Source organism: Candidatus Pantoea multigeneris (assembly GCF_011752615.1).
Classification (GTDB): Bacteria; Pseudomonadota; Gammaproteobacteria; order Enterobacterales; family Enterobacteriaceae; genus Pantoea; species Pantoea multigeneris.
The window spans coordinates 439,311-463,958 of record NZ_VWXF01000002.1 but is presented as its reverse complement, the minus strand read 5'-3'; the positions used below and the strand labels follow the sequence as shown (position 1 = coordinate 463,958).

At 52.0% G+C, this 24,648-nt stretch carries 22 protein-coding genes; 12 read left to right on the top strand and 10 right to left on the bottom strand.

From position 1 onward, the window contains the following. Positions 1–234: 234 nt before the first annotated feature. Positions 235–1,314 (top strand): porin, encoded by a 1,080-nt coding sequence (locus F3J40_RS07585; protein WP_304623112.1) that lies wholly within the window; start codon positions 235–237, stop codon positions 1,312–1,314. Positions 1,315–1,362: 48 nt separating this feature from the next. Here the strand turns inward: F3J40_RS07585 and accC are convergent, their stop codons facing one another. The 5 genes from accC to msrP all read right to left on the bottom strand — a co-directional run bounded on the left by accC (position 1,363) and on the right by msrP (position 5,502). Then, entirely contained in the window at positions 1,363–2,709 is a 1,347-nt protein-coding gene (gene accC, locus F3J40_RS07580; RefSeq protein ID WP_167013384.1) for an acetyl-CoA carboxylase biotin carboxylase subunit, read from the bottom strand. Positions 2,710–2,720: 11 nt separating this feature from the next. After that, positions 2,721–3,188 carry an acetyl-CoA carboxylase biotin carboxyl carrier protein gene (accB, locus tag F3J40_RS07575; RefSeq protein WP_167013382.1) on the bottom strand — a complete coding sequence of 156 codons (468 nt, stop codon included), beginning with the start codon at positions 3,186–3,188 and terminating at the stop codon, positions 2,721–2,723. Between the two features lie 21 nt (positions 3,189–3,209). Further along, a complete protein-coding gene (aroQ, locus tag F3J40_RS07570; protein WP_026042353.1) occupies positions 3,210–3,662 on the bottom strand; it encodes a type II 3-dehydroquinate dehydratase in 453 nt (150 codons plus the stop codon). 236 nt (positions 3,663–3,898) lie between these two features. Continuing rightward, positions 3,899–4,498 carry a protein-methionine-sulfoxide reductase heme-binding subunit MsrQ gene (gene msrQ / locus F3J40_RS07565; RefSeq protein WP_167013380.1) on the bottom strand — a complete coding sequence of 200 codons (600 nt, stop codon included), beginning with the start codon at positions 4,496–4,498 and terminating at the stop codon, positions 3,899–3,901. After that, positions 4,498–5,502, bottom strand: coding sequence for a protein-methionine-sulfoxide reductase catalytic subunit MsrP (msrP, locus tag F3J40_RS07560; RefSeq protein WP_167013378.1), 1,005 nt, complete (start codon positions 5,500–5,502; stop codon positions 4,498–4,500). Before msrP ends, msrQ begins: the two co-directional genes overlap by 1 nt. Before the next feature lie 210 nt (positions 5,503–5,712). Between msrP and csrD the strand changes: the two genes are divergently transcribed. The 8 genes from csrD to tldD all read left to right on the top strand — a co-directional run bounded on the left by csrD (position 5,713) and on the right by tldD (position 18,129). After that, positions 5,713–7,662 carry an RNase E specificity factor CsrD gene (gene csrD, locus F3J40_RS07555; protein ID WP_167013375.1) on the top strand — a complete coding sequence of 650 codons (1,950 nt, stop codon included), beginning with the start codon at positions 5,713–5,715 and terminating at the stop codon, positions 7,660–7,662. A gap of 310 nt (positions 7,663–7,972) precedes the next feature. Then, positions 7,973–9,016, top strand: a complete 1,044-nt coding sequence (gene mreB / locus F3J40_RS07550) for a rod shape-determining protein MreB (protein ID WP_007891976.1) — start codon at positions 7,973–7,975, stop codon at positions 9,014–9,016. Positions 9,017–9,164: 148 nt separating this feature from the next. After that, positions 9,165–10,181, top strand: coding sequence for a rod shape-determining protein MreC (mreC, locus tag F3J40_RS07545; RefSeq protein WP_167013373.1), 1,017 nt, complete (start codon positions 9,165–9,167; stop codon positions 10,179–10,181). Then, complete coding sequence (mreD, locus tag F3J40_RS07540) at positions 10,178–10,666, top strand: rod shape-determining protein MreD (protein WP_017345562.1); 489 nt, start codon at positions 10,178–10,180, stop codon at positions 10,664–10,666. The genes mreC and mreD overlap by 4 nt, the downstream gene beginning before the upstream one ends. A 10-nt stretch (positions 10,667–10,676) precedes the next feature. After that, a complete protein-coding gene (locus tag F3J40_RS07535; RefSeq protein WP_167013371.1) occupies positions 10,677–11,270 on the top strand; it encodes a Maf family protein in 594 nt (197 codons plus the stop codon). Then, entirely contained in the window at positions 11,260–12,729 is a 1,470-nt protein-coding gene (rng, locus tag F3J40_RS07530) for a ribonuclease G (protein ID WP_167013369.1), read from the top strand. Before F3J40_RS07535 ends, rng begins: the two co-directional genes overlap by 11 nt. Before the next feature lie 79 nt (positions 12,730–12,808). Further along, entirely contained in the window at positions 12,809–16,618 is a 3,810-nt protein-coding gene (gene yhdP / locus F3J40_RS07525) for an AsmA2 domain-containing protein YhdP (protein ID WP_167013367.1), read from the top strand. Positions 16,619–16,683: 65 nt separating this feature from the next. Beyond that, positions 16,684–18,129 (top strand): metalloprotease TldD, encoded by a 1,446-nt coding sequence (gene tldD, locus F3J40_RS07520; protein WP_017345566.1) that lies wholly within the window; start codon positions 16,684–16,686, stop codon positions 18,127–18,129. Between the two features lie 29 nt (positions 18,130–18,158). Here tldD and aaeR read toward each other — a convergent pair whose 3' ends face one another. Beyond that, a complete protein-coding gene (aaeR, locus tag F3J40_RS07515) occupies positions 18,159–19,082 on the bottom strand; it encodes an HTH-type transcriptional activator AaeR (protein ID WP_026042354.1) in 924 nt (307 codons plus the stop codon). Positions 19,083–19,358: 276 nt separating this feature from the next. On the opposite strand from aaeR, the gene aaeX reads away from it, so the two are divergent. The 3 genes from aaeX to aaeB are packed head-to-tail and all read left to right on the top strand — an operon-like array spanning position 19,359 to position 22,472. Further along, positions 19,359–19,562, top strand: coding sequence for a p-hydroxybenzoic acid efflux pump operon protein AaeX (aaeX, locus tag F3J40_RS07510; RefSeq protein ID WP_017345568.1), 204 nt, complete (start codon positions 19,359–19,361; stop codon positions 19,560–19,562). A gap of 7 nt (positions 19,563–19,569) precedes the next feature. After that, positions 19,570–20,502 (top strand): p-hydroxybenzoic acid efflux pump subunit AaeA, encoded by a 933-nt coding sequence (gene aaeA, locus F3J40_RS07505; protein ID WP_026042355.1) that lies wholly within the window; start codon positions 19,570–19,572, stop codon positions 20,500–20,502. Between the two features lie 11 nt (positions 20,503–20,513). Then, on the top strand, positions 20,514–22,472 hold the full coding sequence (gene aaeB, locus F3J40_RS07500) for a p-hydroxybenzoic acid efflux pump subunit AaeB (protein WP_167013365.1): 1,959 nt from the start codon (positions 20,514–20,516) through the stop codon (positions 22,470–22,472). A gap of 157 nt (positions 22,473–22,629) precedes the next feature. Here aaeB and yhcN (F3J40_RS07495) read toward each other — a convergent pair whose 3' ends face one another. The 4 genes from yhcN (F3J40_RS07495) to argR all read right to left on the bottom strand — a co-directional run bounded on the left by yhcN (F3J40_RS07495) (position 22,630) and on the right by argR (position 24,578). Further along, positions 22,630–22,902 (bottom strand): peroxide/acid stress response protein YhcN, encoded by a 273-nt coding sequence (yhcN, locus tag F3J40_RS07495; RefSeq protein ID WP_167013363.1) that lies wholly within the window; start codon positions 22,900–22,902, stop codon positions 22,630–22,632. Positions 22,903–23,007: 105 nt separating this feature from the next. Then, positions 23,008–23,274: a YdgH/BhsA/McbA-like domain containing protein gene (locus F3J40_RS07490; RefSeq protein WP_167013361.1), complete on the bottom strand. Its 267-nt coding sequence runs from the start codon at positions 23,272–23,274 to the stop codon at positions 23,008–23,010. A gap of 84 nt (positions 23,275–23,358) precedes the next feature. After that, complete coding sequence (yhcN, locus tag F3J40_RS07485) at positions 23,359–23,622, bottom strand: peroxide/acid stress response protein YhcN (protein ID WP_167013359.1); 264 nt, start codon at positions 23,620–23,622, stop codon at positions 23,359–23,361. Positions 23,623–24,107: 485 nt separating this feature from the next. Next, positions 24,108–24,578: a transcriptional regulator ArgR gene (gene argR, locus F3J40_RS07480; RefSeq protein ID WP_017345574.1), complete on the bottom strand. Its 471-nt coding sequence runs from the start codon at positions 24,576–24,578 to the stop codon at positions 24,108–24,110. Positions 24,579–24,648: the final 70 nt, after the last annotated feature.

The window sequence follows — 24,648 nt, the reverse complement described above, 5'->3', positions numbered from 1 at the left end:
GTGTTATAAGAAAAGATTATCCGGGCAGAGCAAAATTATCTTATCCCGTGTCACAATGTTCAACATATTGTAACAGAGTGCTCAATTGGCGGTTCGGTGATAAAAGATTTTTTATTTATGTCGCGAATAAAGGCACGCATCTTTCAGTTAAAAATACAATCACCCAATAATATACCAGAGTGCGACTCAGGGGCTTTGGTTATTACTCAAATACTATTATATAACGAGGGTTAAATGATGAGGGATTTTGTACGGACGTGCATTGTAGGGACTTTATTTATCTCAGGGGTCAGCCATTCGGCGGAAATCTTCAATAAAGACGGCAATAAACTGGATCTGTACGGCAAGGTTCAGGGTGAGCATTACCTGTCAGATAATGACAGTCTGGGGGGCGACCAGTCCTATATGCGCTTTGGTTTTCGCGGCCAGACCACCGTTAATGATCTCATCACCGGCTACGGACAGTGGGAATACCAGGCACAGTTGAATAACAGTGAAGGGTCGGATGCACAAACAAACAACAAAACGCGCCTGGGTTTTGCCGGGATAAAAGTCGGCAACTATGGCAGTTTTGATTATGGCCGTAACTATGGACTGGTCTACGATGCGATTGCTTACACCGACGTTCTGCCCGAATTCGGTGGCGCAACCGGCAGCTCAGATGGCTTCCTGCGCGGCCGCTCCACGGGTGTTGCTACCTACCGTAACCGCAATTTCTTTGGTCTCGTGGAGGGTTTGAATGTTGGTTTACAGTACCAGGGGAAAAATGACAGGAATGCCATCAGCCGTGCTAATGGTGACGGTTGGGCCACCTCGCTTGGGTACAGCACGAGTTCCGGTATTAGCATTGTCGGCGCGTATGCCAACCTGAACCGCACACAGGCGCAGAATGCCGATGGCGTTTATGGTCGCGGGAAACGGGGTGAAAGTTGGGCTGTTGGGGCCAAATATGATGCTAATCAATGGTATTTTGGCACATTCTACGGGCAAACCCGTAATGCGTATGCCATCAGCAATAGCCTGACGGGGGAGAGTGGCTTTGCTAATCAAACCGAAAGCTTTGAAGCAACGTTGCAATATCAATTCCTCAACAGTTTACGCCCGACAATTGCTTACGTTCAGACCAAGGCGAAGCATGTGGAAGGTGTGGGGGATGCCTATGTGCTGAAATTTATCGAGCCGGGATTAACCTACAACTTCAATAAAAATATCAAAACGTTTGTCGCCTGGAAAATTAACCAAATTAACAGTAATAATAAATTAGGCCTGGCCGGTGATGACCAGGTGGCACTCGGTATTGTTTATCAATTCTGACGGCACAAAAAAAGCCAGCAAATATGCTGGCTTTTTTCTTCTCTGAATTCAGGTGGCTAATCCGAGTTTTTTCTCCAGATAATGGATATTGGTGCCGCCCAGCTGGAAGTTTTCGTCCGCCATGATTTTCATTTGCAGCTCAACGTTGGTTTTGATCCCATCAATGATCAGTTCTGCCAGCGCATTTTTCATGCGAGCAATCGCCACATCACGGTTTTCACCGTAAGCGATCAATTTACCGATCATGGAGTCATAGTACGGCGGCACGCTGTAGCCGGCGTAGATATGGGACTCCCAACGCACACCAAAACCACCTGGCGCATGGAAGCGCGTGATTTTGCCTGGGCTTGGCAGGAAGGTATTCGGATCTTCCGCATTGATACGGCACTCAACCGCATGGCCGCGAATGATCACATCTTCCTGTTTGATCGACAGTGGCAGACCGGCAGCAATACGCAGCTGCTCTTTGATCAGGTCTACGCCCGTGATCATCTCGGTCACCGGATGCTCAACCTGAATACGGGTGTTCATTTCAATGAAGTAGAACTCACCGTTTTCATACAGGAACTCGAAAGTACCCGCGCCGCGATAGTTGATATCGATACAGGCTTTGGCACAACGCTCGCCGATGTAGCGACGCAGCTCTGGCGTGATGCCCGGTGCTGGCGCTTCTTCAACGACTTTCTGGTGACGACGCTGCATAGAGCAGTCACGTTCTGCCAGATAGATAGCGTTACCCTGACCATCCGCCATCACCTGAATTTCGATGTGACGTGGGTTCTCAAGGTATTTCTCCATGTACACCATGTCGTTGTTGAAAGCCGCTTTGGCTTCCGCTTTCGTCATGTTGATGGATTGTTCCAGGTCTTTGTCGCTGCGCACAACACGCATACCACGACCACCGCCGCCGCCAGACGCTTTGATGATGACCGGATAGCCAATGCGTTTTGCAAACGCACGGTTTTTTTCCATGTCTTCAGTCAGTGAGCCGTCTGAACCCGGAACGGTAGGAACGCCGGCTTTTTTCATCGCGGTGATCGCCGAAACTTTATCGCCCATCAGGCGAATGGTTTCAGCGCGTGGGCCGATGAAGATAAAGCCAGAGTTTTCAACCTGCTCTGCGAAGTCCGCATTTTCAGACAGGAAGCCATACCCTGGGTGGATAGCAACAGCACCGGTGATCTCGGCTGCGGAGATCAGGGCTGGAATGTTGAGGTAGCTTTTAACCGACTGCGCCGGACCGATGCAGACGGTTTCGTCTGCTAACAGCACATGCTTCAGGTCACGGTCAGCAGTTGAGTGAACCGCAACGGTCTTGATGCCTAACTCTTTACACGCGCGGAGGATACGCAGAGCGATCTCACCACGGTTAGCAATGACAATTTTATCCAGCATGGTTCGCCTCGTTATTCGATGACGACCAGTGGCTCGTCAAATTCAACCGGTTGTCCACTTTCAACCAGGATCGCTTTCACGACGCCCGCTTTATCCGCTTCGATCTGGTTCATCATTTTCATCGCTTCAACGATGCACAGGGTATCGCCTACATTGACGCGCTGGCCCACTTCCACGAACGCTTTTGCATCCGGGCTTGGGGTGCGGTAGAAGGTACCAACCATTGGTGAACGAACCAGATGGCCGCTCACTTCAGCTGCTGCAGGTGCAGGTGCAGCTTCAACAGCAGCAGGTGCTGCTACTGGCGCAGCAACAGGTTGTGGTGCTGGAGCAGCAAACGCCTGCTGCATCACAGGATAACCGACATTAACCGGTGCACGGCTGATACGAACAGACTCTTCGCCTTCGGAGATTTCCAGCTCAGCGATGCCAGATTCTTCTACCAGTTCGATCAGCTTCTTGATTTTACGAATATCCATGAGTGTGGTTCCGTACTCTTGTTAATTGAATTGAGACAAGCGTTTTACCGCTGTTTGTAAAGCCCAGGAGTAACCATCGACACCCAGTCCACAGATGACGCCAGCGGAGACATCAGAAAGATAGGAGTGATGACGGAAAGGCTCGCGGGCGTGCACGTTAGTCAGATGCACTTCGATAAAGGGGATGCTCACGCCTAACAGGGCATCGCGCAGTGCAACGCTGGTATGCGTGAAGGCTGCGGGATTGATCACAATGTAATCCACATTGCCTTTGGCTTCATGAATACGGTCAATCAATAGATGTTCCGCATTTGATTGCAGATGGCTTAATTTCACACCAAGTTGGTCAGCCTGCTGCGTCAAATCGGCGACGATCTGCGGCAAAGTGGTGTGCCCATACTTCTCGGGCTCACGTGTTCCCAACAGGTTTAGGTTGGGGCCGTTCAAAAGCAGAATGTGAAAATTATGTGCCATCTTGCTGCCATCTCCCGCAATCATCAAGGCATCGCGTAAAATACCGCGCAAACTCCTGTTTGTCATCCCGAATGGGCCAAAAACCAAGCCCGGTCTGCACTAAAGTTCGGCATTATATCCGTATCGTGACAATTCGCTGCAAAATACTGGATTTATCTGCGAAGTTAATTCGGGATGACTCTGTGGGTTCACCTTTTAACAGAAAATTGAGGGTGAAGACAACCCTGAAGGCATATTTATGGCCACCATTTACGCAACTTCTTGTAACGAAGTCCGAGTAAAATCAGGGCCAAAGCCGCATATATCATGGGTTGAGGCGACAAAATCTTGACCGACCACAGATAGTGAATCGGGGCGAGGATCGCCACCAGATAGATGAAGTTATGCAGAATTTGCCAACGTCTGCCGAGCTTACGCTGGGCGTATTGCAGTGAGGTCAGGGCTAACAGCAGCAAAACCGTCCAGCTAATAATCCCTAAGGTCAGATAAGGTCGCGAGATCAGCTCTTTTCCCAACAAGTTTAGGTGATCATAACCTAACTCCAGCAAGTAGTAGCTCAGCAGATGGACGCTGGCCCAGAAAAAGCACCATAAACCCAGCATGCGGCGAGTGCGAATTAACAGTGGCTGCTTCAGGTAACGCGTTAATGGCGTCACTAATAACGTGGCCAGCAGTAATTTCAGTGCCATCCTGCCGGTAAAATGCTGAATGTCTTTGGCTGGGTCGGCACTCAGTCCACCGCTATTGATGGCATAGATGAGCCAAATCAGCGGCAAAAATGCCGCTAAATGGAAAATGACTTTTAGCCAGTTAACCTGCTTGAGTGTCAGACGCACTAGAAATTCTCCCGCAGATCTAACCCGTGATACAGAGAGGCGACCTGTTCTGCGTAACCGTTAAAAAGCAGAGTTGGCTGGCGCTGCACATTGAGTAGGCCACCAGAACCAATGAAACGTTCAGTAGCCTGCGACCAGCGCGGATGGTCAACGTGTGGATTAACGTTGGCATAGAAGCCATATTCATCAGGCGCACCCTGATTCCAGGTTGTCGGGGGCTGATCGCGCGTTAACGTGATTTTCACGATGGATTTAATGCCTTTAAAGCCATATTTCCATGGCACCGTGAGGCGTAATGGGGCGCCATTCTGTGGGGGCAGTGCTTTACCGTAAACGCCGGTACTGATGAGCGTTAAAGGATGCATAGCTTCATCCAGACGCAGACCTTCTACGTAGGGATAATTCAGACCACCACCAATAAATCTGTCTTTCTGCCCCGGCATCTGATCTGGCGCATAGACGGTCTGAAAAGCGACGAAGCGTGCATGACTGGTCGGTTCGGCCAGGTTAAGCAATTTACTCAGCTCGAAGCCAACCCAGGGAATCACCATTGACCAGGCTTCCACACAGCGCATACGATAAATCCGCTGTTCCATCGCAAAGCGTTTAAAAATATCATCCATATCCAGGGTGATCGGTTTTGCCACCTCACCGCCAATTTCTACCTGCCACGGCGAGGTTTTCAGGCTACCGGCATTGGCCGCAGGATCGGCCTTATCAAGACCAAATTCGTAAAAATTGTTATAGCCGGAGACTTTATCTGCTGGCGTTAAAGTGAGTTTGGCCTGATATTGTGCCGGTTCGCTAAATTGTAGTGCCCGGCCTGCAGGCGCAGCAGGTCGATCGTTGCCCTTGAACCAGCTTAAGATGTCAGCCTGAGCCAGTCCGGGGATGCTAAGCGCAGCGGCACTCAGTCCCAACTTTTTCAGGACTTCGCGGCGTTGCATATTGAAGATAGTTTCGGGTGTAACATCATTTTCGGTCAGTTTTTTATTGTCTTTCATGATCTTTTCTCCGACAAGCTCAACGACTAAACAGGGTGAAACGAGAGGCTTTAGGCGAATTTTAAGGATAAAAGCGGCTATTTCCTTGTCCTGGTGGGCGATTGGGAATGGGCCGAAAATACAAGGTAATCGTTCTGTTATCGCCGGACGGCGTTATAATGGCGCGAGCGAATGACACACGAAGTCACTATAAGCGTAGCAGGCACAGGGATGCGATTAACTACAAAACTTTCGGCGTTTATCACCGGATTGATCCTGCTGGCAATGGTCTTAATGCTGGCGGGCAGCCTGTTCAGTTTTTTATGGATCAGCCACGAGCGGGTACAGGATCGCGTAAATATCCTCGCGGCTGAAATCGATACCGCACTGATCACACAATCACCAGAGCAGCTTAGCCCCTGGCTTGAACATGTTATGCGCGTCATTACCGCCGAGCGATTAACGCTCACCAGCCACGCCAACACCCTTTACCAGCTCACTCCACAGCAAAATCCCGCACTGAACGATGAATCCAACGAGTTCATTCAGTTTGATGTCACTCTGGTGCATCAACCGGGCATGAAATTGCATGTGATGGTGCTGGATCCCGCACGTACCTGGCTTCGTTCGCTCTCTGGTGTTTACACCTTGAGCGCCTTTACTGTGATCGTGCTCTTCATGTTGCTAATGCTGTTCATTACTCATCACTGGTTAAGGCGTCAGTGGAGTGGCATGGAAGCGCTGGAAACCCGATCGCGCGATGTTATCGAAGGGAAGAGGGTGATTGCGCGTCAGCCAGGCATTGAAGAGTGGCCACCTCAGGCCAGCCAGGCATTGGATCTCCTGCTGGCTGATCTACAGGAGGCCAGCGAGCAGCGTCTACGTTTTGACACCTTGATCCGCACATTTGCAGCCCAGGATAGCCGCACAGGGCTGAATAACCGTCTGTTCTTTGACAATCAGCTCGCCACGTTGCTGGAAGATCAGGAAGATGTCGGCACCCATGGCGTTGTGATGATGATCCGTCTGCCGGATCTCGAAACGTTAAATGAGGTATTGGGCAGTGCGCTGGTGGATGAATATATGTTTGATCTGGTCAACATGTTATCCACCTTCATTTTGCGCTACCCGGGCGCGTTACTTGCACGTTATATCCGCAATGACTTTAGCGTATTGCTACCCCATCGCAGTATGAAAGAGGCCAGCGGCATCGCGGACCAGGTGATCAACGCCGTGGATTCACTCCCCCCAATGAGAATGATCGATCGTGATGACCTGATTCACATCGGCATCAGCGCCTGGCGCAGTGGGCAGTCTGTGGCGCAGGTGATGGAAGGGGTTGAAGTCGCTACCCGTCGTGCGGCGCTGCTGGGCGGTAACAACTGGGCGAATGGTGATGGCAATCCGCGCGATCCGGGACGAGGCAGCGTACGCTGGCGCACGTTGCTGGAAAATACCCTGAGCCGTGGTGGGCCGCGTCTGTATCAAAAGCCAGCGGTAATGCAGGATGGCACAGTCCATCACCGTACGATCTTGTCACGTATTTTCGATGGCGATAAAGAAGTGCTGGCCGCAGAATATATGCCGCTGGTGCTTCAGCTAGGTATGGCTGAGCCCTGGGATCGTCAACTGGTACAGCGAATTGCAGCCCTTTCGGAGATGTGGCCGGAGGAGAATATTTCCCTGCCAGTAACGATAGAATCCCTACTCCAACGGCCATTTGTGCTGTGGTTGCAGTCTTTGTTATTGCAATGCACCAAAGGCCAGCGGCGGCGATTTTTATTTGAACTTGCTGAGTCGGATGTGTGTCAACACATCAACCGGTTAACGCCGGTGTTCCGTGCATTGCGTGCTTTCGGGTGTCGTATTGCGGTTAATCAAGCTGGCCTGACTGTGGTCAGCAGCGCCTATATTCGTCAGCTTCCGATTGAGTTGATCAAACTGGATGCTGGGCTGGTAAGAAATATCGATCGCCGCATGGAAAATCAGTTGTTTGTCCAGAGCTTGCTGGAGGTGTGCAAATCCACCGGAACGCAGCTATTTGCGTCAGGTGTGCGTACCCGTGATGAGTGGCAAGCATTGATGACACTAGGCATTACTGGTGGGCAGGGGGATCTTTTTGCCCCGTCATTACCGGTTAACAGTAATGTGAAGAAATACACCCAACGTTATCGGGTTTAGTTTGGCGTCATGGAATCGCGGTTTTCTGCTGGCAATCCCCCGCTTTTCCCGCGATACTCAGGCAAATTTTTCAGCTTAAATGTTAGATTTTATGTCCGCGCAGGGGAGCTTTGCTTCCGTTTACTGTAAATAACCGGGCTATTACGCCCCTTGCCGCCATATTCGCTGCGTTAGCACTACCGATAAGAGCTCATCGGAGGGATTTCTCTCCCCGAGACGGAGTGATTTTGCGCCTTGTAGCGGCTTCGCGTGGTTGGTAAAGTAGGCGGATTTTATTTTCCGCCCCCAGCTTGCAGGATTATCCTTTAGTATGTTTAAAAAATTTCGTGGCATGTTTTCCAATGACTTGTCCATTGACTTGGGTACCGCCAATACCCTGATTTATGTAAAAGGACAGGGCATCGTGCTGAACGAGCCGTCCGTTGTGGCCATCCGTCAGGATCGTGCCGGTTCTCCGAAAAGCGTTGCCGCTGTAGGCCATGATGCCAAACAGATGCTGGGCCGTACTCCGGGGAATATCGCCGCTATTCGTCCGATGAAAGACGGTGTTATCGCCGATTTCTTCGTGACCGAAAAAATGCTGCAGCACTTCATTAAGCAAGTGCACAGCAACAGCTTTATGCGCCCTAGCCCACGTGTGCTGGTGTGCGTTCCGGTAGGTGCTACTCAGGTTGAGCGCCGTGCCATTCGTGAATCTGCACAGGGTGCAGGCGCACGTGAAGTTTTCCTGATCGAAGAGCCAATGGCTGCTGCGATCGGTGCAGGTCTGCCAGTTTCTGAAGCAACCGGTTCAATGGTTGTCGATATTGGTGGTGGTACCACTGAAGTTGCCGTGATCTCCCTGAACGGCGTGGTTTACTCCTCGTCTGTGCGCATTGGTGGTGATCGCTTCGATGAAGCTATTATTAATTATGTTCGCCGTAACTACGGTTCACTGATTGGTGAAGCAACGGCAGAACGTATTAAGCATGGGATTGGTTCAGCGTATCCGGGCGACGAAGTCCACGAGATCGAAGTGCGTGGTCGTAACCTGGCAGAAGGTGTGCCACGTGGCTTCACGCTGAACTCCAACGAAATTCTTGAGGCGCTGCAGGAACCTCTGACTGGCATCGTAAGTGCGGTGATGGTTGCCCTGGAGCAGTGCCCACCTGAGCTGGCGTCAGATATCTCTGAGCGCGGCATGGTATTGACCGGTGGTGGCGCATTGCTGCGTAACCTGGATCGCCTGCTGATGGAAGAGACCGGCATCCCGGTTGTGGTTGCTGAAGATCCGCTGACCTGCGTAGCGCGTGGTGGTGGTAAAGCGTTGGAAATGATCGACATGCATGGCGGCGATTTGTTCAGCGAAGAATAATTGCCTCAATCGGCTGAGACCGCGATCACATTGCGCAGGGAATCGCTTCTTGCTGCCGCTTTGTGCGACGGCGTGATGCGTCCGGCCCTGGGAAGTACGGGGGTAAATCCGTGCTTCCTTACCTGTTGTCGAGGATTACGCAGATTTTATGAAGCCGATTTTTAGCAGGGGGCCATCCCTGCAATTGCGTCTGTGCCTGGCAGTTATCGTGGCTATTGCCATTATTGTCGTCGACAGTCGCGTGAGTTCATTTACTCAGATTCGCAATTATCTGGACACGTCGGTAAGCCCGTTCTATTTCCTTGCCAACGGGCCGCGCCAGTTGCTGGACGGCATCTCCGACACGCTGGCATCACGTCAGCAGCTTGAACTGGAAAATAAAGCCTTACGGCGCGAGCTGTTTCTCAAAAACAGCGACCTGCTACTGCTGGGGCAATATAAGCAGGAAAATGCGCGCCTGAGGGAGCTGCTCGGCTCACCGTTACGTCAGGACGAGCATAAGATGGTGACCCAGGTGATCTCCACCAGTACCGATCCTTACAGCGATCAGGTGGTGATTGATAAAGGCAGCATTAACGGTGTGTTCGAAGGCCAACCAGTAATCAGCGATAAAGGCGTTGTCGGGCAGGTGGTTTCTGTCGGGCAAGTCACAAGTCGTGTGCTGTTGATTTGCGATGCGTCCCACGCATTACCGATACAGGTATTACGTAACGATATCCGCGTGATTGCGGCGGGTAACGGCTGCTCAGAAGATCTGCAACTTGAGCATCTGCCTGGAAACACCGATATTCGCGTTGGCGATGTACTGGTCACTTCGGGTCTGGGTGGTCGCTTCCCGGAAGGCTATCCAGTGGGTGTTGTGTCTTCCGTTAAAGTGGATACTCAGCGTGCCTACACGGTCATTCAGGCGCGCCCAACTGCCGATCTCCAGCGTCTGCGTTACCTGCTGTTGTTGTGGGGTAGCGATCAGAATGGTGATAAGCCGATGTCACCTGAAGAGGTTCATCGTGTGGCGAATGAGCGACTGATGCAGATGATGCCTCAGGTGCTTCCGCCAGCGGGTGAGATGGGTCCACCAGCGCCTGCCAGTACGCAGTCCGGTGAACAAATGGGGCCACCTGCGCCAGCAGGAAGTCGTTCCCGTATGCCTGGAGGGCAGCCTTGAGTCGATATCGCAGCCAGGGTCGTTGGGTTATCTGGCTGTCATTTTTGGTTGCCCTCGTCCTGCAAATTATGCCGTGGCCGGAACAGCTTTTCATGTTCCGGCCTTCCTGGGTTCTGCTGATCCTGGTTTATTGGGTGTTAGCATTACCACATCGTGTAAATGTCGGCACAGGCTTTGTGCTGGGTGCAGTGGTTGATTTAATTGCTGGATCAACCCTTGGCGTGCGTGCGCTGGCACTGAGCATTATTGCTTATCTGGTCGCCTTTAAATTCCAGCTATTTCGCAATCTGGCCCTGTGGCAACAGGCACTCATGGTGATGGTGTTGTCACTGGCCGTGGATGTGATTGTCTTCTGGGCCGAATTCCTGGTGATTAACGTCTCATTCCGCCCAGAGATTTTCTGGGGCAGCCTGGTCGACGGCCTGCTCTGGCCTTGGCTATTCTTACTGATGAGAAAAATCCGTCGTCAGTTTGCTGTGCAGTAAAGGACATAGAATGGTATCCCTCTATCTTGCTTCTGGTTCGCCACGTCGCCGTGAGTTGTTAACGCAGCTTGGTTTACAATTCGAACGTCTGGTAACGGACGTTGAGGAGCAGCGCCTGCCGGGCGAAGCTGCCGAGCACTATGTGCTGCGGCTTGCTAACGATAAAGCCCAGGCGGGAGTCGCGTTAGCCGCTGAAAATTTACCAGTGCTGGGCGCTGATACTATTGTGGTTCTGCAAGGTGAAGTGCTGGAAAAACCCGTTGATGCCGAACATGCGGCCGAGATGCTACATAAGCTCTCTGGCCATACGCATCAGGTCATGACGGCGGTAGCGCTGGCCGATCGCCAGCGTCAGCTGGACTGCCTGGTGATGACGGAAGTGACATTCCGTACGTTGAGCGAGCAGGATATCCGTGACTATATTGCGACCGGCGAACCAATGGATAAAGCCGGAGCGTATGGTATTCAGGGGTTTGGTGGTAACTTTGTACGCAAAATTAATGGAAGCTACCACGCAGTGGTTGGACTACCGCTGGTTGAAACTGCGGAGTTATACAGCCATTTTCAGTCGCTGCGTGCCGTGAGGGGACAAGATGACGGCTGAACTACTGATAAATGTAACACCCTCTGAAACCCGCGTTGCCTATATCGATGGCGGTATTCTGCAGGAAATCCATATTGAGCGTGAAGCGCGACGTGGCATTGTCGGTAACATCTACAAGGGTCGTGTAAGTCGTGTTTTGCCTGGGATGCAGGCAGCCTTTGTTGACATCGGTCTGGATAAAGCCGCTTTCCTCCACGCTTCTGACATCATGCCGCACACCGAATGTGTCGCGGGTGACGAACGTAAAAACTTCCACGTCCGAGATATTTCTGAGCTGGTGCGTCAGGGACAAGATCTGGTGGTACAAGTGGTCAAAGATCCACTTGGGACCAAAGGTGCTCGTCTGACGACGGATATCACGCTGCCCTCGCGCTATCTGGTGTTCATGCCCGGTGCATCACACGTGGGCGTTTCACAGCGCATTGAGAGCGAAAAAGAGCGCGACCGTTTAAAAAACGTGGTCAGTGACTACTGTGATGAGCAGGGCGGATTTATTATCCGAACCGCTGCTGAGAGCATCGGTAACGAAGAACTTGCGCAGGATGCGGCATTTCTGAAGCGCCTGTGGACCAAAGTGATCGAGCGTAAAAAACGCAATCAGACGCGCTGTCTGCTGTATGGTGAGCTGGCGCTGGCGCAACGCGTCCTGCGTGATTTTGCCGGTGCCGCGCTGGATCGAATCCGGGTGGATTCACGCCTGACTTGCGATCTGCTGGTGGAGTTTACCGGTGAATATATTCCTGAAATGGCCGGGAAGCTGGAGCTATACAGCGGCAAGCAGCCCATCTTTGATCTGTTTGATGTAGAAAACGAAATCCAACGATCGTTAGACAGAAAAGTTGAGCTGAAGTCCGGCGGTTATCTGATCATCGATCAAACCGAAGCGATGACCACCATCGACATCAATACCGGTGCCTTTGTAGGCCACCGCAATCTCGATGAAACCATCTTCAACACCAATATTGAGGCAACGCAGGCGATTGCTCGCCAACTGCGGCTGCGCAATTTAGGCGGCATCATCATCATCGACTTCATCGATATGAGCAATGACGATCACCGCCGCCGGGTGCTCCACTCGCTGGAAAGCGCCTTAAGCAAAGATCGGGTGAAAACCGGCATTAACGGTTTCTCCGCTTTGGGATTGGTGGAGATGACGCGCAAACGCACGCGTGAGAGTATTGAACACGTCCTGTGTGCTGACTGCCCGGTGTGTAAAGGGCGCGGTACGTTAAAAACGGTAGAAACCGTCTGCTATGAAATCATGCGTGAAATTGTGCGCGTGCATCATGCCTATGACTCCGATCGTTTCCTGGTGTATGTCTCACCAGCCGTGGGTGATACCCTGAAAGGCGAAGAATCACACGCGTTAGCAGAGGTGGAAATCTTTGTTGGCAAACAGGTTAAAGTCCACGTAGAACCGCTTTATAGTCAGGAGCAGTTTGACGTGGTGATGATGTAAAACCCCCCTTGTGCGGCGCAGATAGCTGGAACTATCGCGCATTTGTGCAGATTTTCGCGAAAGACAAGGAGTGCTGTGAGTGAGGCAGTTGCCGAAGATTTTGTTACTGCTGGTCGCCACCATCATTGTCATCGTGGCGCTGCTGGTCAGCGGCTTACGCCTGTTACTTCCGCACGTCGATAGCTACCGTGGCGAGTTGCTCAAACGCATCTCGCAGGTAGCGGGTGTAACGGTCAGCGCAGATTCTCTGGAGGGGAGTTGGGAAAACTTTGGCCCAACGCTGCAAATCCGCCAGATGCAGGTGCAAATCAACCAAACCGATCGCCTCAGCGTTGGCCGTATTAATCTGGCCCTGAATGTGTGGCAGTCGTTGCTGCACGGGCGCTGGCAGTTCCGCGATCTGACCTTCTGGCAGCTTCATCTTGAAACTTCTCGCCAGTTGCTGAGCAACGATCAGCAAAAAAACAGCTTTAAACCCGGACAGATCAACGATCTGTTCCTCAATCAGTTTGACCACTTTGACCTGCGCGACAGCACCATTCGCTTTCTGACGCCATCCGGCCAGCACGCCGAATTAGCGATCCCTAAACTGACCTGGCTGAATGAAAAAAATCGGCATCGCGCAGAAGGCGAAGTCAGTTTATCCAGCTTCACCGGTCAACACGGTGTGGTTCAGGTACGGCTAGATCTCAACGATAATCACGGGTTGCTCAATGACGGTCGTATCTGGCTGCAGGCGGATGACGTAGATGCCCGCCCGTGGCTGGGCCGCTGGATGCAGGATAACACCCGACTGGAGAGTGCCAAATTTAGCCTGACAGCCTGGGCAACGCTGCGCGATGGCGATCTCTACGCGGGTGACCTGTTGCTGCGTAATGGCGGCGCAAGCTGGCAGGGGGATGACAAAACCCATCAGTTACAGGTTGATGGCCTTACGGCACATCTGTCCCGCTTCCAAAATGGTTGGGCGGTATCTGTGCCACAAACGCGCCTCAGCACCGATGGCGTAGCATGGCCGAACGGTAACTTCTCGCTGTTGTGGCGTCCGGAAGATCAGCAAGGGTTGGGCAGTGGCCAGCCCGCTGAAGTGCGGGTACGTGCAACGCAGTTAGATCTTCAGCGTTTGTCGCCACTGCTGCCCCTGTTTACGCCATTGGCCCCCACGCTGGTGACAGATTGGCAGGCGCTACAGCCACAGGGGAAAATCGATGCGCTGGCGCTGGATATTCCGCTCAATCAGCCGGAAAAAACCCGCCTTCAGGCAAAGTGGCGTGATTTAGGCTGGCAGCCGTGGGAATTATTACCGGGGATGTCCGGGCTAAATGGCCAGGCGAGTGGCAGCGTGAATGATGGTCAGGTGCAAATACAGCTGGGTGACACTCTCGTCCCTTACAGCAAAATGTTCAAGGCTCCGCTGGAGATCCACCAGGTCACCGGCACCCTGAACTGGCAGCACGATGATCAGGGTTTGACGCTGGCCGGGCACGATCTTGATGTTCAGGCTCGTTCGTTACATGCGCGCGGTGACTTTAAATATCAGCAAAACAGCGGAGATGCTCCACGGCTGGATATTCTGGCTGGGATCCGCGTGACAGATGCCGGAGATGCCTGGCGTTATTTCCCTGAACCGCTAATGGGTAAAGATCTGACCCATTATCTCAGTACTGCCATTCAGGGCGGGCAGGTGGGTGATGCGACGCTGCTGTTCGCGGGTAACCCGCAGCTGTTCCCGTTCAAACACAATGATGGCATGTTTGAGGTTTGGGTACCGCTGCGTCAGTCTACCTTTGCTTTCCAGCCGGGCTGGCCAGCTTTGCAGAACCTGGATATCAACCTCGATTTCGTCAATGACGGGTTGTGGATGAAAGCAGAACACGCTCGCTTAGGCGAAGTGGATGCACGTAACCTGGTGGCCGCTATCCCCGATTATCTCAAAGAGAAGCTACTGATTGAGGGCGATCTCAGCGGGCAGGGCAAGCAGATTGGCGACTACTTCCAGCAAACGCCTTTGAAGAGCAGTCTGGGTGCGGCGCTGCAACAGTTGCAGATTGGCGGCAATACGCAGGGCCATTTAAGCCTGGATATCCCACTGGATGGGGAGTTGGTGCATGCGCGCGGTACTGTGACAATGAAAAATAACAGTCTGCATATTGTTCCTCTTGGCACCACCCTGCAAAACCTGAGTGGGACTTTCCGTTATGACAACGGCAATTTGCAGAGTGATACGCTCCAGGCGCAGTGGTTTGGTCAGCCGACGAATGTCAGCTTCAGCACCCAGGAACTGGCCGATCACTTTGCGATTAACGTTAAGTTAGGCGGAGAGTGGCAGCTGGCGCATCTGAAAACCCTGCCAGAAAATATTCGTAGCCAGCTTGCTGGGCCACTGCCGTGGCAGAGCAACGTCGATATCACGTTGCCAAATCATGGCGAGGCGACTTATGCGATTAGCCTGAATGGTGATGCCAAACAGGTGAGCAGTCGCTTACCCGCGCCATTAGACAAAACGGCAGGTGAGAGCCTGCCCTTCACGGTAAACGCGACCGGTTCGCAGCAACGTTTCTCATTGAGCGGTACTGTGGCAGGCAAGCATCGTTTTAACAGTAACTGGCTGCTGACCCCGCATCTGCGTGTTGAGCGTGGGATCTGGGAAAATGACACGAAAACGTTGCCAGCTCTCCCTAAAACCTCAGGCATGGTACTGAATTTGCCCGCGCTGGACGGGCAAGCCTGGGCAGAGTTACTGGCAGCGGCTAGTAGCGGTAGCAGCGGAGAACCGCAGGTTGGCGGGGCGAAGCTGCCGGGCGATTTCATCTTGCAGTCACCTTCTGTGACCCTGGGCGGGCAGGAGTGGCATGACGTCAAGGCGACCCTGACCCAGGGAACGGCAGGAAATCGTAACGTTACGGTACAGGCGCGTGAAATGCGTGGTTCTCTGCAAACGTCCACTACCGCTCCGTGGCGGCTGGGGCTCAACTACCTGTATTACAATCCGCAGTGGGATCAGGCACAGGGCAGTAGCGCTGATACGTCCCTTACGCAGAATATTGATTTCAGCCACTGGCCAGCATTACAGATAACCTGTGATGAATGCTGGTTACGGGGGCAAAAATTCGGACGGATGCAGGCTGATCTCAACCCGCAGGGCAGTACGTTAGCACTTACTAACGGTCAAATAGATACCGGCAACGCTAAACTGAAAATCAGCGGTACATGGGTCAACCAGGGCAGCGATCAGCGTACGGCGCTGAAGGGCACATTGAGTGGGAATAATATTAACGATGCGACCAACTGGTTTGGCGTTAATACACCGCTACGTAATGCTCCGTTCAATATCGACTATGACCTGCACTGGCGTTCGGCGCCGTGGAAACCGTCAGAACGTACATTGAGTGGCACGCTCAAAAGTCACTTTGGCAAAGGTGAAATTGCCGATGTGAACACCGGCGCAGCCGGGCAGTTGTTGCGACTGGTGAGCTTTGATGCACTGCTGCGTAAGCTACGACTCGATTTTAGAGACACCTTCAGTAGTAAAGGCTTCTACTTTGATTCCATTAACGGCACGGCATGGATTGATAACGGCATCATGCATACCGACAACCTACTGGTTGATGGTTTAGAAGCGGATATTGCCATGCAAGGCAAGGTGGATTTGGTGCAGCGCCAGATTGAGATGGAAGCGGTGGTTGCCCCCGAAATTTCGGCTTCAGTGGGCGTGGCGACGGCCTTTGTGGTGAATCCAGTGATTGGCGCCGCAGTCTTTGCTGCCAGCAAAGTCCTTGGCCCCATTTGGAACAAAATCTCGCTGCTGCGCTACCACATCAGCGGCCCGCTGGATAAACCAGAAATCCACGAAGTGCTGCGCCAGCCGCGTGAAAATGACAAGAAGTGAATTTGACGTCTTCGGGGAATTGCCGCAGGCTATGATTAACCGAGCACATAATTGAGCGAGAAACGATGACTCTGAACCTGGTAAGTGAGCAGTTACTATCTGCTAACGGTATTAATCAGCAGGACCTTTACTCTCTGTTAGGGCAGCTTTCAGAACGTCGTCTGGATTATGCTGACCTCTATTTTCAGTCCAGCCTGCATGAATCATGGGTGCTGGAAGATAAAATCATTAAAGATGGCTCATACCATATCGACCAGGGCGTCGGTATTCGCGCCGTCAGCGGTGAAAAAACCGGTTTTGCCTATGCTGACCAAATTACCTTAAACGCGCTGCGCCAGTCTTCTGAAGCGGCACGCAGTATCGTGCGCGAGCAGGGCAACGGCAAGTCTCATACCCTTTCTGCGGTGATCCAGCGCGAGCTGTATCGCCCACTTAATCCGCTCGATAGCCTGACCCGTGAAGATAAAATCGCGCTGCTGCACCGCATCGATAAAGTGGCTCGTGCTGCTGACCCGCGTGTACAGGAAGTGAATGCCAGCCTGACCGGTGTTTATGAGCAAGTATTGGTTGCCGCTACGGATGGCACCCTGGCGGCCGATATCCGTCCGCTGGTTCGCCTCTCAGTCAGCGTGTTGGTTGAGCAAGATGGTAAGCGTGAGCGTGGCTCAAGTGGCGGCGGCGCGCGCGTAGGTTATGAGTTCTTCCTGGCTGATGAAGACGGTGAAGTGCGTGCTGATGCATGGGCGAAAGAAGCGGTGCGTCTGGCACTGGTTAGCCTTTCGGCCGTTGCAGCCCCGGCTGGCGCGTTGCCGGTGGTGTTGGGTGCGGGCTGGCCTGGCGTGTTGTTGCATGAAGCGGTAGGACACGGGCTGGAAGGCGATTTCAACCGCCGTGAAACCTCGGTCTTCAGCGGTAAAATGGGCCAGTTGGTCGCTTCAGAACTCTGTACTGTGGTTGATGATGGCACCATTGAAGGATTGCGTGGCTCACTGGCCGTGGATGACGAAGGTGTACCAGGTCAGTACAACGTACTGATTGAAAACGGCATTCTGAAAGGTTACATGCAGGATAAGCTCAATGCGCGCCTGATGGGTGTCGCGCCGACCGGTAATGGTCGTCGTGAATCTTATGCACATCTGCCAATGCCACGTATGACCAACACCTATATGCTGGCCGGTAAGTCGACGCCACAAGAGATTATCGAAAGCGTGGAGTATGGTCTGTATGCACCAAACTTCGGTGGCGGTCAGGTTGACATCACCTCGGGTAAATTTGTCTTCTCAACGTCAGAAGCGTATCTGATCGAGAAAGGCAAAATTACGACCCCGATCAAAGGTGCAACGCTGATTGGCTCCGGTATTGAAGCCATGCAGCAAATCTCCATGGTGGGTAACGATCTGGCGCTGGACAAAGGCGTTGGCGTTTGCGGTAAAGAGGGACAGAGCGTACCGGTTGGTGTTGGCCAGCCAACGCTGAAGCTCGATAACATTACCGTCGGCGGCACGGCCTGATTTTCCCCCAGAGGCGGCGCTCTGCCGCCTCATTTTAAACTGACACGATGTTGCTGATACTGCTGCGATACAGTGCGGAAATACTCGGTCAGATAATCAATGCATACCTGCACTTTCAACGGCATCTTGTCTTTCTCAGTATACAGCGCGTAGACCGGACGCGGTTCTGACTGATATTTGGGGAACAGAATGTCGATATCCCCCTGGGTTATCTCATCAATCACCCACATCAGTGGCACATAGGCAATGCCGCAGCCCGCTTTCAGCCAACGAATCAGGGTTAATGAGTCATTGGTGACAAACCGCCCCTGCGGTGACAGGCGCGTTACCACACCTTCCGGCGTTATCAGCTCAAAATTATTATCTGGGCGTACGCTGTATTCCAGCCAGGAAAGGTTATCGATATCACTCGGTTTCTCTGGTGTGCCTTGTTTAGCCAGATAGCTGCGTGCGGCGCACACGACCATTGGCATCGCACCGAGGCGGCGTGAAAACAGGCTGGAATTTTCCAGATGGCCAACGCGGATCACTAAATCCAGCCCGTTGGCGATCAGGTCTGGTGCCGGGCTACCGGTCACCAGGTTGACGCTCAGACCGGGATAATCACGCAGCATATTGGTTGTCATATCAGCTAGCACGTTTTGTGCCATGGTGGATGAACTGCCGATACGCAACACACCTATCGGCGTATTGTTGAAAGCATACAGCTGCTCATGCACCTGCGCGGCTTCACCCAACATCCGGCGACAGCCCTGATAATAGATTTTCCCCGCTTCGGTGAGACCGAGGCTGCGGGTGCTTCGATTCAGCAATTTAACTTGTAGGTCATCTTCCAGTTTGGCGACGATCTGGCTGATGGATGAGACGCTAAGATGAAGCTGTCTGGCGGCGGCGGTAAACGAACCTAATTCAACCACTTTGGCGAATACCGACATGCCTTTAAGTCGTTCCATTGTTTACTCTGGCTAAAAAGTGATTTAGCTCACATTAAGTAGAAAAATTATAGTAAGGCGCGTTACTATATGCGTGCCGGGCCCCTCTTCGCTGCTCCGTATATTCTGACGCGTGGTGATTGCCCTTCAGGGCAATGTCGCTAATATCCCTGATGATACGCTATTATTAACCCAGCCGTAGTGAGGTGTTGTGCCATCTCAACATCATAAACCTACCGTGCAGTATTGCGGTGGGCAACTCTGGAGCGTCCGGCGCAGTCAAACTAAGGATCCCTGATGAGCGTGCTTCCGGTTTTTGTCGTGTTTGGGCTCTCTTTCCCGCCCATATTTGTAGAGTTGATCGTTTCACTGTTGTTGTTCTGGTTAGTGAAGCGAGTGCTGACACCCAGCGGTATCTATGACCTTGTCTGGCATCCAGCACTGTTTAACACAGCGCTTTACTGCTGTGTGTTTTACCTGGTATCCCGTCTATTTGTCTGAGGTTTAAGTGAAAACACTAATAAGAAAAATCGCGCGCTACGTGATTACTCTGCTGCTGGTGATCATTGCAATCGTTATCATTTTTCGTGCCTGGTTTTTTTATACAGAATCCCCGTGGACGCGCGATGCTCGCTTTGCCGCTGATGTCGTGGCGATCGCACCGGATGTCACCGGTCTGATCACTGACGTGCCAGTGCGTGATAACCAACTGGTGAAAAAGGGCGACACGCTGTTTGTGGTCGACCGTCCGCGTTACCAGAAAGCGCTGGATGAAGCTCAGGCTGATGTCGAATACTACCAGGCGCTGGTGAACGAGAAACGCCGTGAAGCAACTCGTCGTAATCAACTCGGCACTGCGGCAATGTCGCGTGAAGCTATCGAACAGTCGAACAACGATTTACAAACCAGCGAGCATCAGCTGGCAAAATCCGTGGCAACGCGTGATTTAGCGCAAATCGATCTTGATCGAACCAATATTCGTGCGCCTGCGGATGGCTGGGTAACCAACCTGAATGCCTATCAGGGTGAGTTCATCAACCGTGGCTCTGTAGCCGTGGCCTTGGTGCAGAAGGGCACTTACCATGTGCTGGCTTACCTTGAAGAGACGAAGCTGCACGGCCTGCAACCGGGTTATCGCGCTGAAATCACGCCATTGGGCAGTAACATTGTGCTGCGTGGCACGGTAGAAAGCGTCGCGGCTGGTGTTACCAACAGCAGCAGCAGCGTGGATAGCAAAGGCATGGCAACCGTCGATTCAAACCTGGAGTGGGTGCGTTTAGCGCAGCGCGTTCCAGTGCGAATCCACCTTGATGAGCAGCCTGGTAATCGCTTCCCGGCGGGCACCACGGCAACTGTGGTCATCACCGGTAAAGAAGATCGTAAAGCTGAACATGTTTCTCCAATTGGTAAATTGTTCAATCGGTTACGTGAATTCGGTTAACCGGAGGTGAGATGATTGAGTTTCTCCGCTTCCCGGTTAAGTTGACCTTTGCCTTAGTCTCGGCACTGTTCATTGGATTTCATTTTAATCTGGAAACCCCCCGCTGGGCCGTAATGACGGCGGGGATCGTCGCTGGCGGCACGGCTTTTGCTGCGGGTGGCGATCCCTACTCCGGTGCGCTGCGTTATCGTGGCATTCTGCGTATTATCGGTACTTTTATTGGCTCAATTGCCGCGGTAACTATCATGATCGCGACGGTGCGTGCACCCGCGATTATGCTGCTACTGTGTTGTATTTGGGCCGGTGTCTGTGTCTGGGTCTCTTCGTTAATTAAAGTCGAAAACTCCTATGCGTTGGGGCTGGCAGGTTATACCGCATTAATTATTGTGATCACGGCTGATGCCAGTGGCGCACTGACGTTAGCGCCTCAGTTTGCCGTGGAACGCTGTAGTGAGATTGTGCTCGGTATTCTGTGTGCCATTCTGGCTGATATCCTCTTTTCACCGCGTTCGATTAAAAAAGTGATCGATAGCGAAGTGGATTCTCTGCTGGTAGCACAGTTCAAACTGCTGCAACTCTGTGTGGCCCATGGTGATAACAAAGAGGAAGTGGATAAGGCCTGGAGCACGCTGGTGCGTCGCACTACCGCGCTGAAAGGGATGCGCAGCCAGCTTTTAATGGAGTCTTCACGCTGGAAAACTGTCGCTACTCGCCTTGAAGCCCTGCATTCGCTCTCTTTAACCATGATCACCCAGGCGACAGAAACCTTCCTGATTAAAAATGTTCGTCCTGACTATCTACCGCCCCAGTTTTCCCTACTGATTGAAAAAGAGGTGGAGAGCGTTGCGGATGTGCATAAGCGCTTAAAAGTCTTGCGTCGCGTGTTCAGTGCCAGCGGTAATAAAACACTGCCGGTGACGCTGGGCAGTTGGGTAGGCGCAGCGACTGAGTACTTGCTGCTCATGAAAGGCGTGAAAACCAACAGCCGCATCAGCAGCATTGAAAGCGGGATTTTGCAGCGTGATATTATCGTGCCTGGGCGTTCAGCCGAAACGCACCATGCGATGATCAACGGTATCCGTACTTTTGTCTCACTGGCGCTGGGCTGCTTCTTCTGGCTTTACACCGGCTGGACTTCAGGCAGCGGCTGCGTCGTGATGATGGGGGTGATCACCGCCCTGGCCATGCGTGTACCTAACCCATTGGGCATGGTCATGGACTTTGTCTACGGCATGATGGTCGCACTGCCGCTGGGAGCGCTCTATTTTATGGTGATCATGCCTGCCACACAGCAAAGCATGTTGTTGCTGTGCATCTCTCTTGGTGTGATGGCCTTTATCAGCGGCATTTTGATTCAGCGACGTCAGGTTGGGACGCTCGGCGCGTTGATTGGCACCATTAATATTTTGGTGCTGGAAAACCCGATGCAGTTTCAGTTTAAGGTGTTCCTCGATAACGCGCTGGGGCAGATCATTGGCTGCTTCCTGTCACTGCTGGTGATCTTGATCATCCGTGATAACTCAAAAGCACGCACCGGACGTAAAATTCTCAACCGCTTTATGTATGCAGCAGTCTCCGCCATGACCACTAATCAGGCCAGACGCCGGGAAAACCATTTACCCGCGCTGTATCAGCAGTTGTTTATGTTGCTCAATCTGTTCCCCGGCGATATTGAAAAATACCGTATTGCCCTGACGCTGGTGATTAGTCATCAACGCTTGCGACGGGCTGAGATCCCGATCAATGCCGATCTCTCGGCTTACCATCGGCAATTACGTAGCACCGCCGATCGGGTTGTTGCAGCAAGCAATGATGAGAAGCGAGCCTATTACTTCCAGCGTTTGCTGCAAGAGCTCAAGGTCTATCAGGAAAAGTTAGTGCAGTATGACGCTCCCACCGGTGTTATCGAACCGGTACACCGCCTGGCTGCAATGCTAGATAAGTACCAGAACACCCTGATTCGTATCTAACGTCTAACCGCCGCAGCAATGCCGGCGGTTTTTTTTACTCTGTCGTTCAGGCAAAAAAAACGACGCCCGGATAAGCGTCGTTTGTTTGGTAACCCCGGTGCTGCAAAAAAGGGCCCCGGCAGGCGGGGCCAAAGGTCGTCAACGGATTGACGAGGAATTACTTATACAGCTCAGCGGTGACATGATAGCTGTCACCGGTGCGTGCTTCGATAACCCTGTACGCACTGGCTTCCTGCGCATTCGCTTTTTCAGAAAGCTGGGCACGGTAGTCCATAGGCGATCCGGCAGTGCCGCTGATAGTGACAGTGCTACCGACAGATTGCAGATTCTGCTCATCAACCTGTTGTTGAGTAACCAGTTGCGCTGCGGAAGCGCCAAAAGTTATCACTGAGAACAGACCGAGAGTGGCGATGCTGGCTTTGATTTTCATTCTTTTTCTCCAGAGTTAAATCAACAACCTGCGGTGTGCATAGCTTCAGGGCGGGTCGTCGAAAGCATGGCTGGCACCGTTATTCGGTGCCATTGGCCATTATTCTTATTTATACAGTTCAGCGGTGTAGTGATAAGTATTGTCACGGTTAGCTTCAATGATGCGGTAGTGGCTAGCACCTTGAGCATCGGCTTTTTGTGACAGCGCCTGACGAATGTTGGTCTGGTCGCCATCAATACCGCTGATGCTAACAGTCTGATTCATTGATTGCAGGCCAGCGGCCTGATCGTTGCTAACCAGTGATGCAGCGTGGGCACCAACAGAAAGCAGTGATGCCAGACCGATGATTGCGATGGTTAATTTGGTTTTCATGGTGTTATCTCCGAAAAAGGTCTTAGTGGCCTGGAGCTATGGCTACGACGGGCCACCGTGGTATGACAGTGAGTTGGCTGAAACTTAGTTATACAGTTCAGCGGTCGCGTGATAGTTGCCGTTGTTATAAGCCTCAATCACACGGTATGCCTTAGCACCTTGTTTATCGGCTTGATGATTCAGCTGCTGGTTGATGTCAGACGGTGCGCCGTCGATACCGCTTACGCTGATGGTGCCTAAAGAGTGCAGGCCCTGCGCCTGGGTGGTATCGATGTTTTGTGCGGCGAAAGCGCCGAATGACAGTGCAGATAACATGCCCACAGCGGCAATAGCAGTTTTAATTTTCATATTCATTTCCTCGTCGTATCTTTTTTTCTTCATATTCGTGTGATTCTCATCACGGAAACAAGTATAGAACTAATAACCTTTGAAATTAATACTCTGCTAATAATGATTGGTTGTTATCCGTTGTCCTTATGCGTCATTTTAATAACGGAAAGTTATAAAAGATGCTTATTGGTGATGGTTGAGAGGGTATTTATATTTAAAAACAAGCACATAGGGTAATTTATCGTTTTGTGCGAAAATGTTTGGTTTATTAAACTACCAAATGATATTGAAGCAGTTATTTAAACTGGTTTATTTGTGCCTAATAGTGAAAAACGACACATAATGATAAAAATGCGAAAGGGTCTAGCGTCAGGATAGGTCTGGCGACAAGCGAAGCGTGTTTTTTAACACTATGATTTTTAAGCTTTAAATGTTTTAGCCAACGTGAGGGGAAAGATAAGAATGTTGCCAGCAGGTTAACCGCTGGCAAAGGCGAGCGGTAGTTAAAGCTCCTGCTCAAACAGGTCGATAACGGCGTCGTGCAACTGCTTAACCGTGAAGGCGCGTGCTGGGGTAATGAAGATGGTGTCATCCCCGGCAATGGTGCCGAGAATACCTTCCGCTTTACCGAGCGAGTCGAGCAGGCGGGCGATCAGCTGTGCGGCCCCTGGGCTGGTGTGAATAACGACTAAAGCGTCGTTATAGTCGATATCCAGCACGAGGTTTTTCAGTGGGCTGGTGGTGGTCGGGACGCCCAGTTCGGCGGGCAGGCAGTAAACCATCTCCATTTTGGCGTTGCGCGTGCGCACCGCACCAAATTTGGTCAACATGCGTGAGACTTTGGACTGATTAATGTTTTCAAAGCCCTCTTCCTGCAGAGCAGCGACAATTTCACCCTGTGAGCTGAATTTTTCCTGTTTCAGCAGTGCCTTAAAGGCTTTGATAAGATCATCTTGTTTGCTTGGATTACGCATAAGTTACCAGGTTAAGGAGTATTAATAAGGCGAGAGCCTGTGCGGCGTTGACATTATTATGCAGTTAAGT

Excerpts from the sequence above, each read along its gene's own strand:
- yhcN (WP_167013359.1), bottom strand. The coding sequence starts at position 23,622 with ATGAAAATTAAAACTGCTATTGCCGCTGTGGGCATGTTATCTGCACTG.
- F3J40_RS07490 (WP_167013361.1), bottom strand. The coding sequence starts at position 23,274 with ATGAAAACCAAATTAACCATCGCAATCATCGGTCTGGCATCACTGCTT.
- argR (WP_017345574.1), bottom strand. The coding sequence starts at position 24,578 with ATGCGTAATCCAAGCAAACAAGATGATCTTATCAAAGCCTTTAAGGCA.
- F3J40_RS07535 (WP_167013371.1), top strand. The coding sequence starts at position 10,677 with ATGGTATCCCTCTATCTTGCTTCTGGTTCGCCACGTCGCCGTGAGTTG.
- csrD (WP_167013375.1), top strand. The coding sequence starts at position 5,713 with ATGCGATTAACTACAAAACTTTCGGCGTTTATCACCGGATTGATCCTG.
- aroQ (WP_026042353.1), bottom strand. The coding sequence starts at position 3,662 with ATGGCACATAATTTTCACATTCTGCTTTTGAACGGCCCCAACCTAAAC.
- aaeX (WP_017345568.1), top strand. The coding sequence starts at position 19,359 with ATGAGCGTGCTTCCGGTTTTTGTCGTGTTTGGGCTCTCTTTCCCGCCC.
- aaeB (WP_167013365.1), top strand. The coding sequence starts at position 20,514 with ATGATTGAGTTTCTCCGCTTCCCGGTTAAGTTGACCTTTGCCTTAGTC.
- mreC (WP_167013373.1), top strand. The coding sequence starts at position 9,165 with ATGAAGCCGATTTTTAGCAGGGGGCCATCCCTGCAATTGCGTCTGTGC.
- rng (WP_167013369.1), top strand. The coding sequence starts at position 11,260 with ATGACGGCTGAACTACTGATAAATGTAACACCCTCTGAAACCCGCGTT.
- accB (WP_167013382.1), bottom strand. The coding sequence starts at position 3,188 with ATGGATATTCGTAAAATCAAGAAGCTGATCGAACTGGTAGAAGAATCT.
- F3J40_RS07585 (WP_304623112.1), top strand. The coding sequence starts at position 235 with ATGATGAGGGATTTTGTACGGACGTGCATTGTAGGGACTTTATTTATC.
- msrP (WP_167013378.1), bottom strand. The coding sequence starts at position 5,502 with ATGAAAGACAATAAAAAACTGACCGAAAATGATGTTACACCCGAAACT.
- mreB (WP_007891976.1), top strand. The coding sequence starts at position 7,973 with ATGTTTAAAAAATTTCGTGGCATGTTTTCCAATGACTTGTCCATTGAC.
- accC (WP_167013384.1), bottom strand. The coding sequence starts at position 2,709 with ATGCTGGATAAAATTGTCATTGCTAACCGTGGTGAGATCGCTCTGCGT.
- aaeR (WP_026042354.1), bottom strand. The coding sequence starts at position 19,082 with ATGGAACGACTTAAAGGCATGTCGGTATTCGCCAAAGTGGTTGAATTA.
- tldD (WP_017345566.1), top strand. The coding sequence starts at position 16,684 with ATGACTCTGAACCTGGTAAGTGAGCAGTTACTATCTGCTAACGGTATT.
- yhcN (WP_167013363.1), bottom strand. The coding sequence starts at position 22,902 with ATGAAAATCAAAGCCAGCATCGCCACTCTCGGTCTGTTCTCAGTGATA.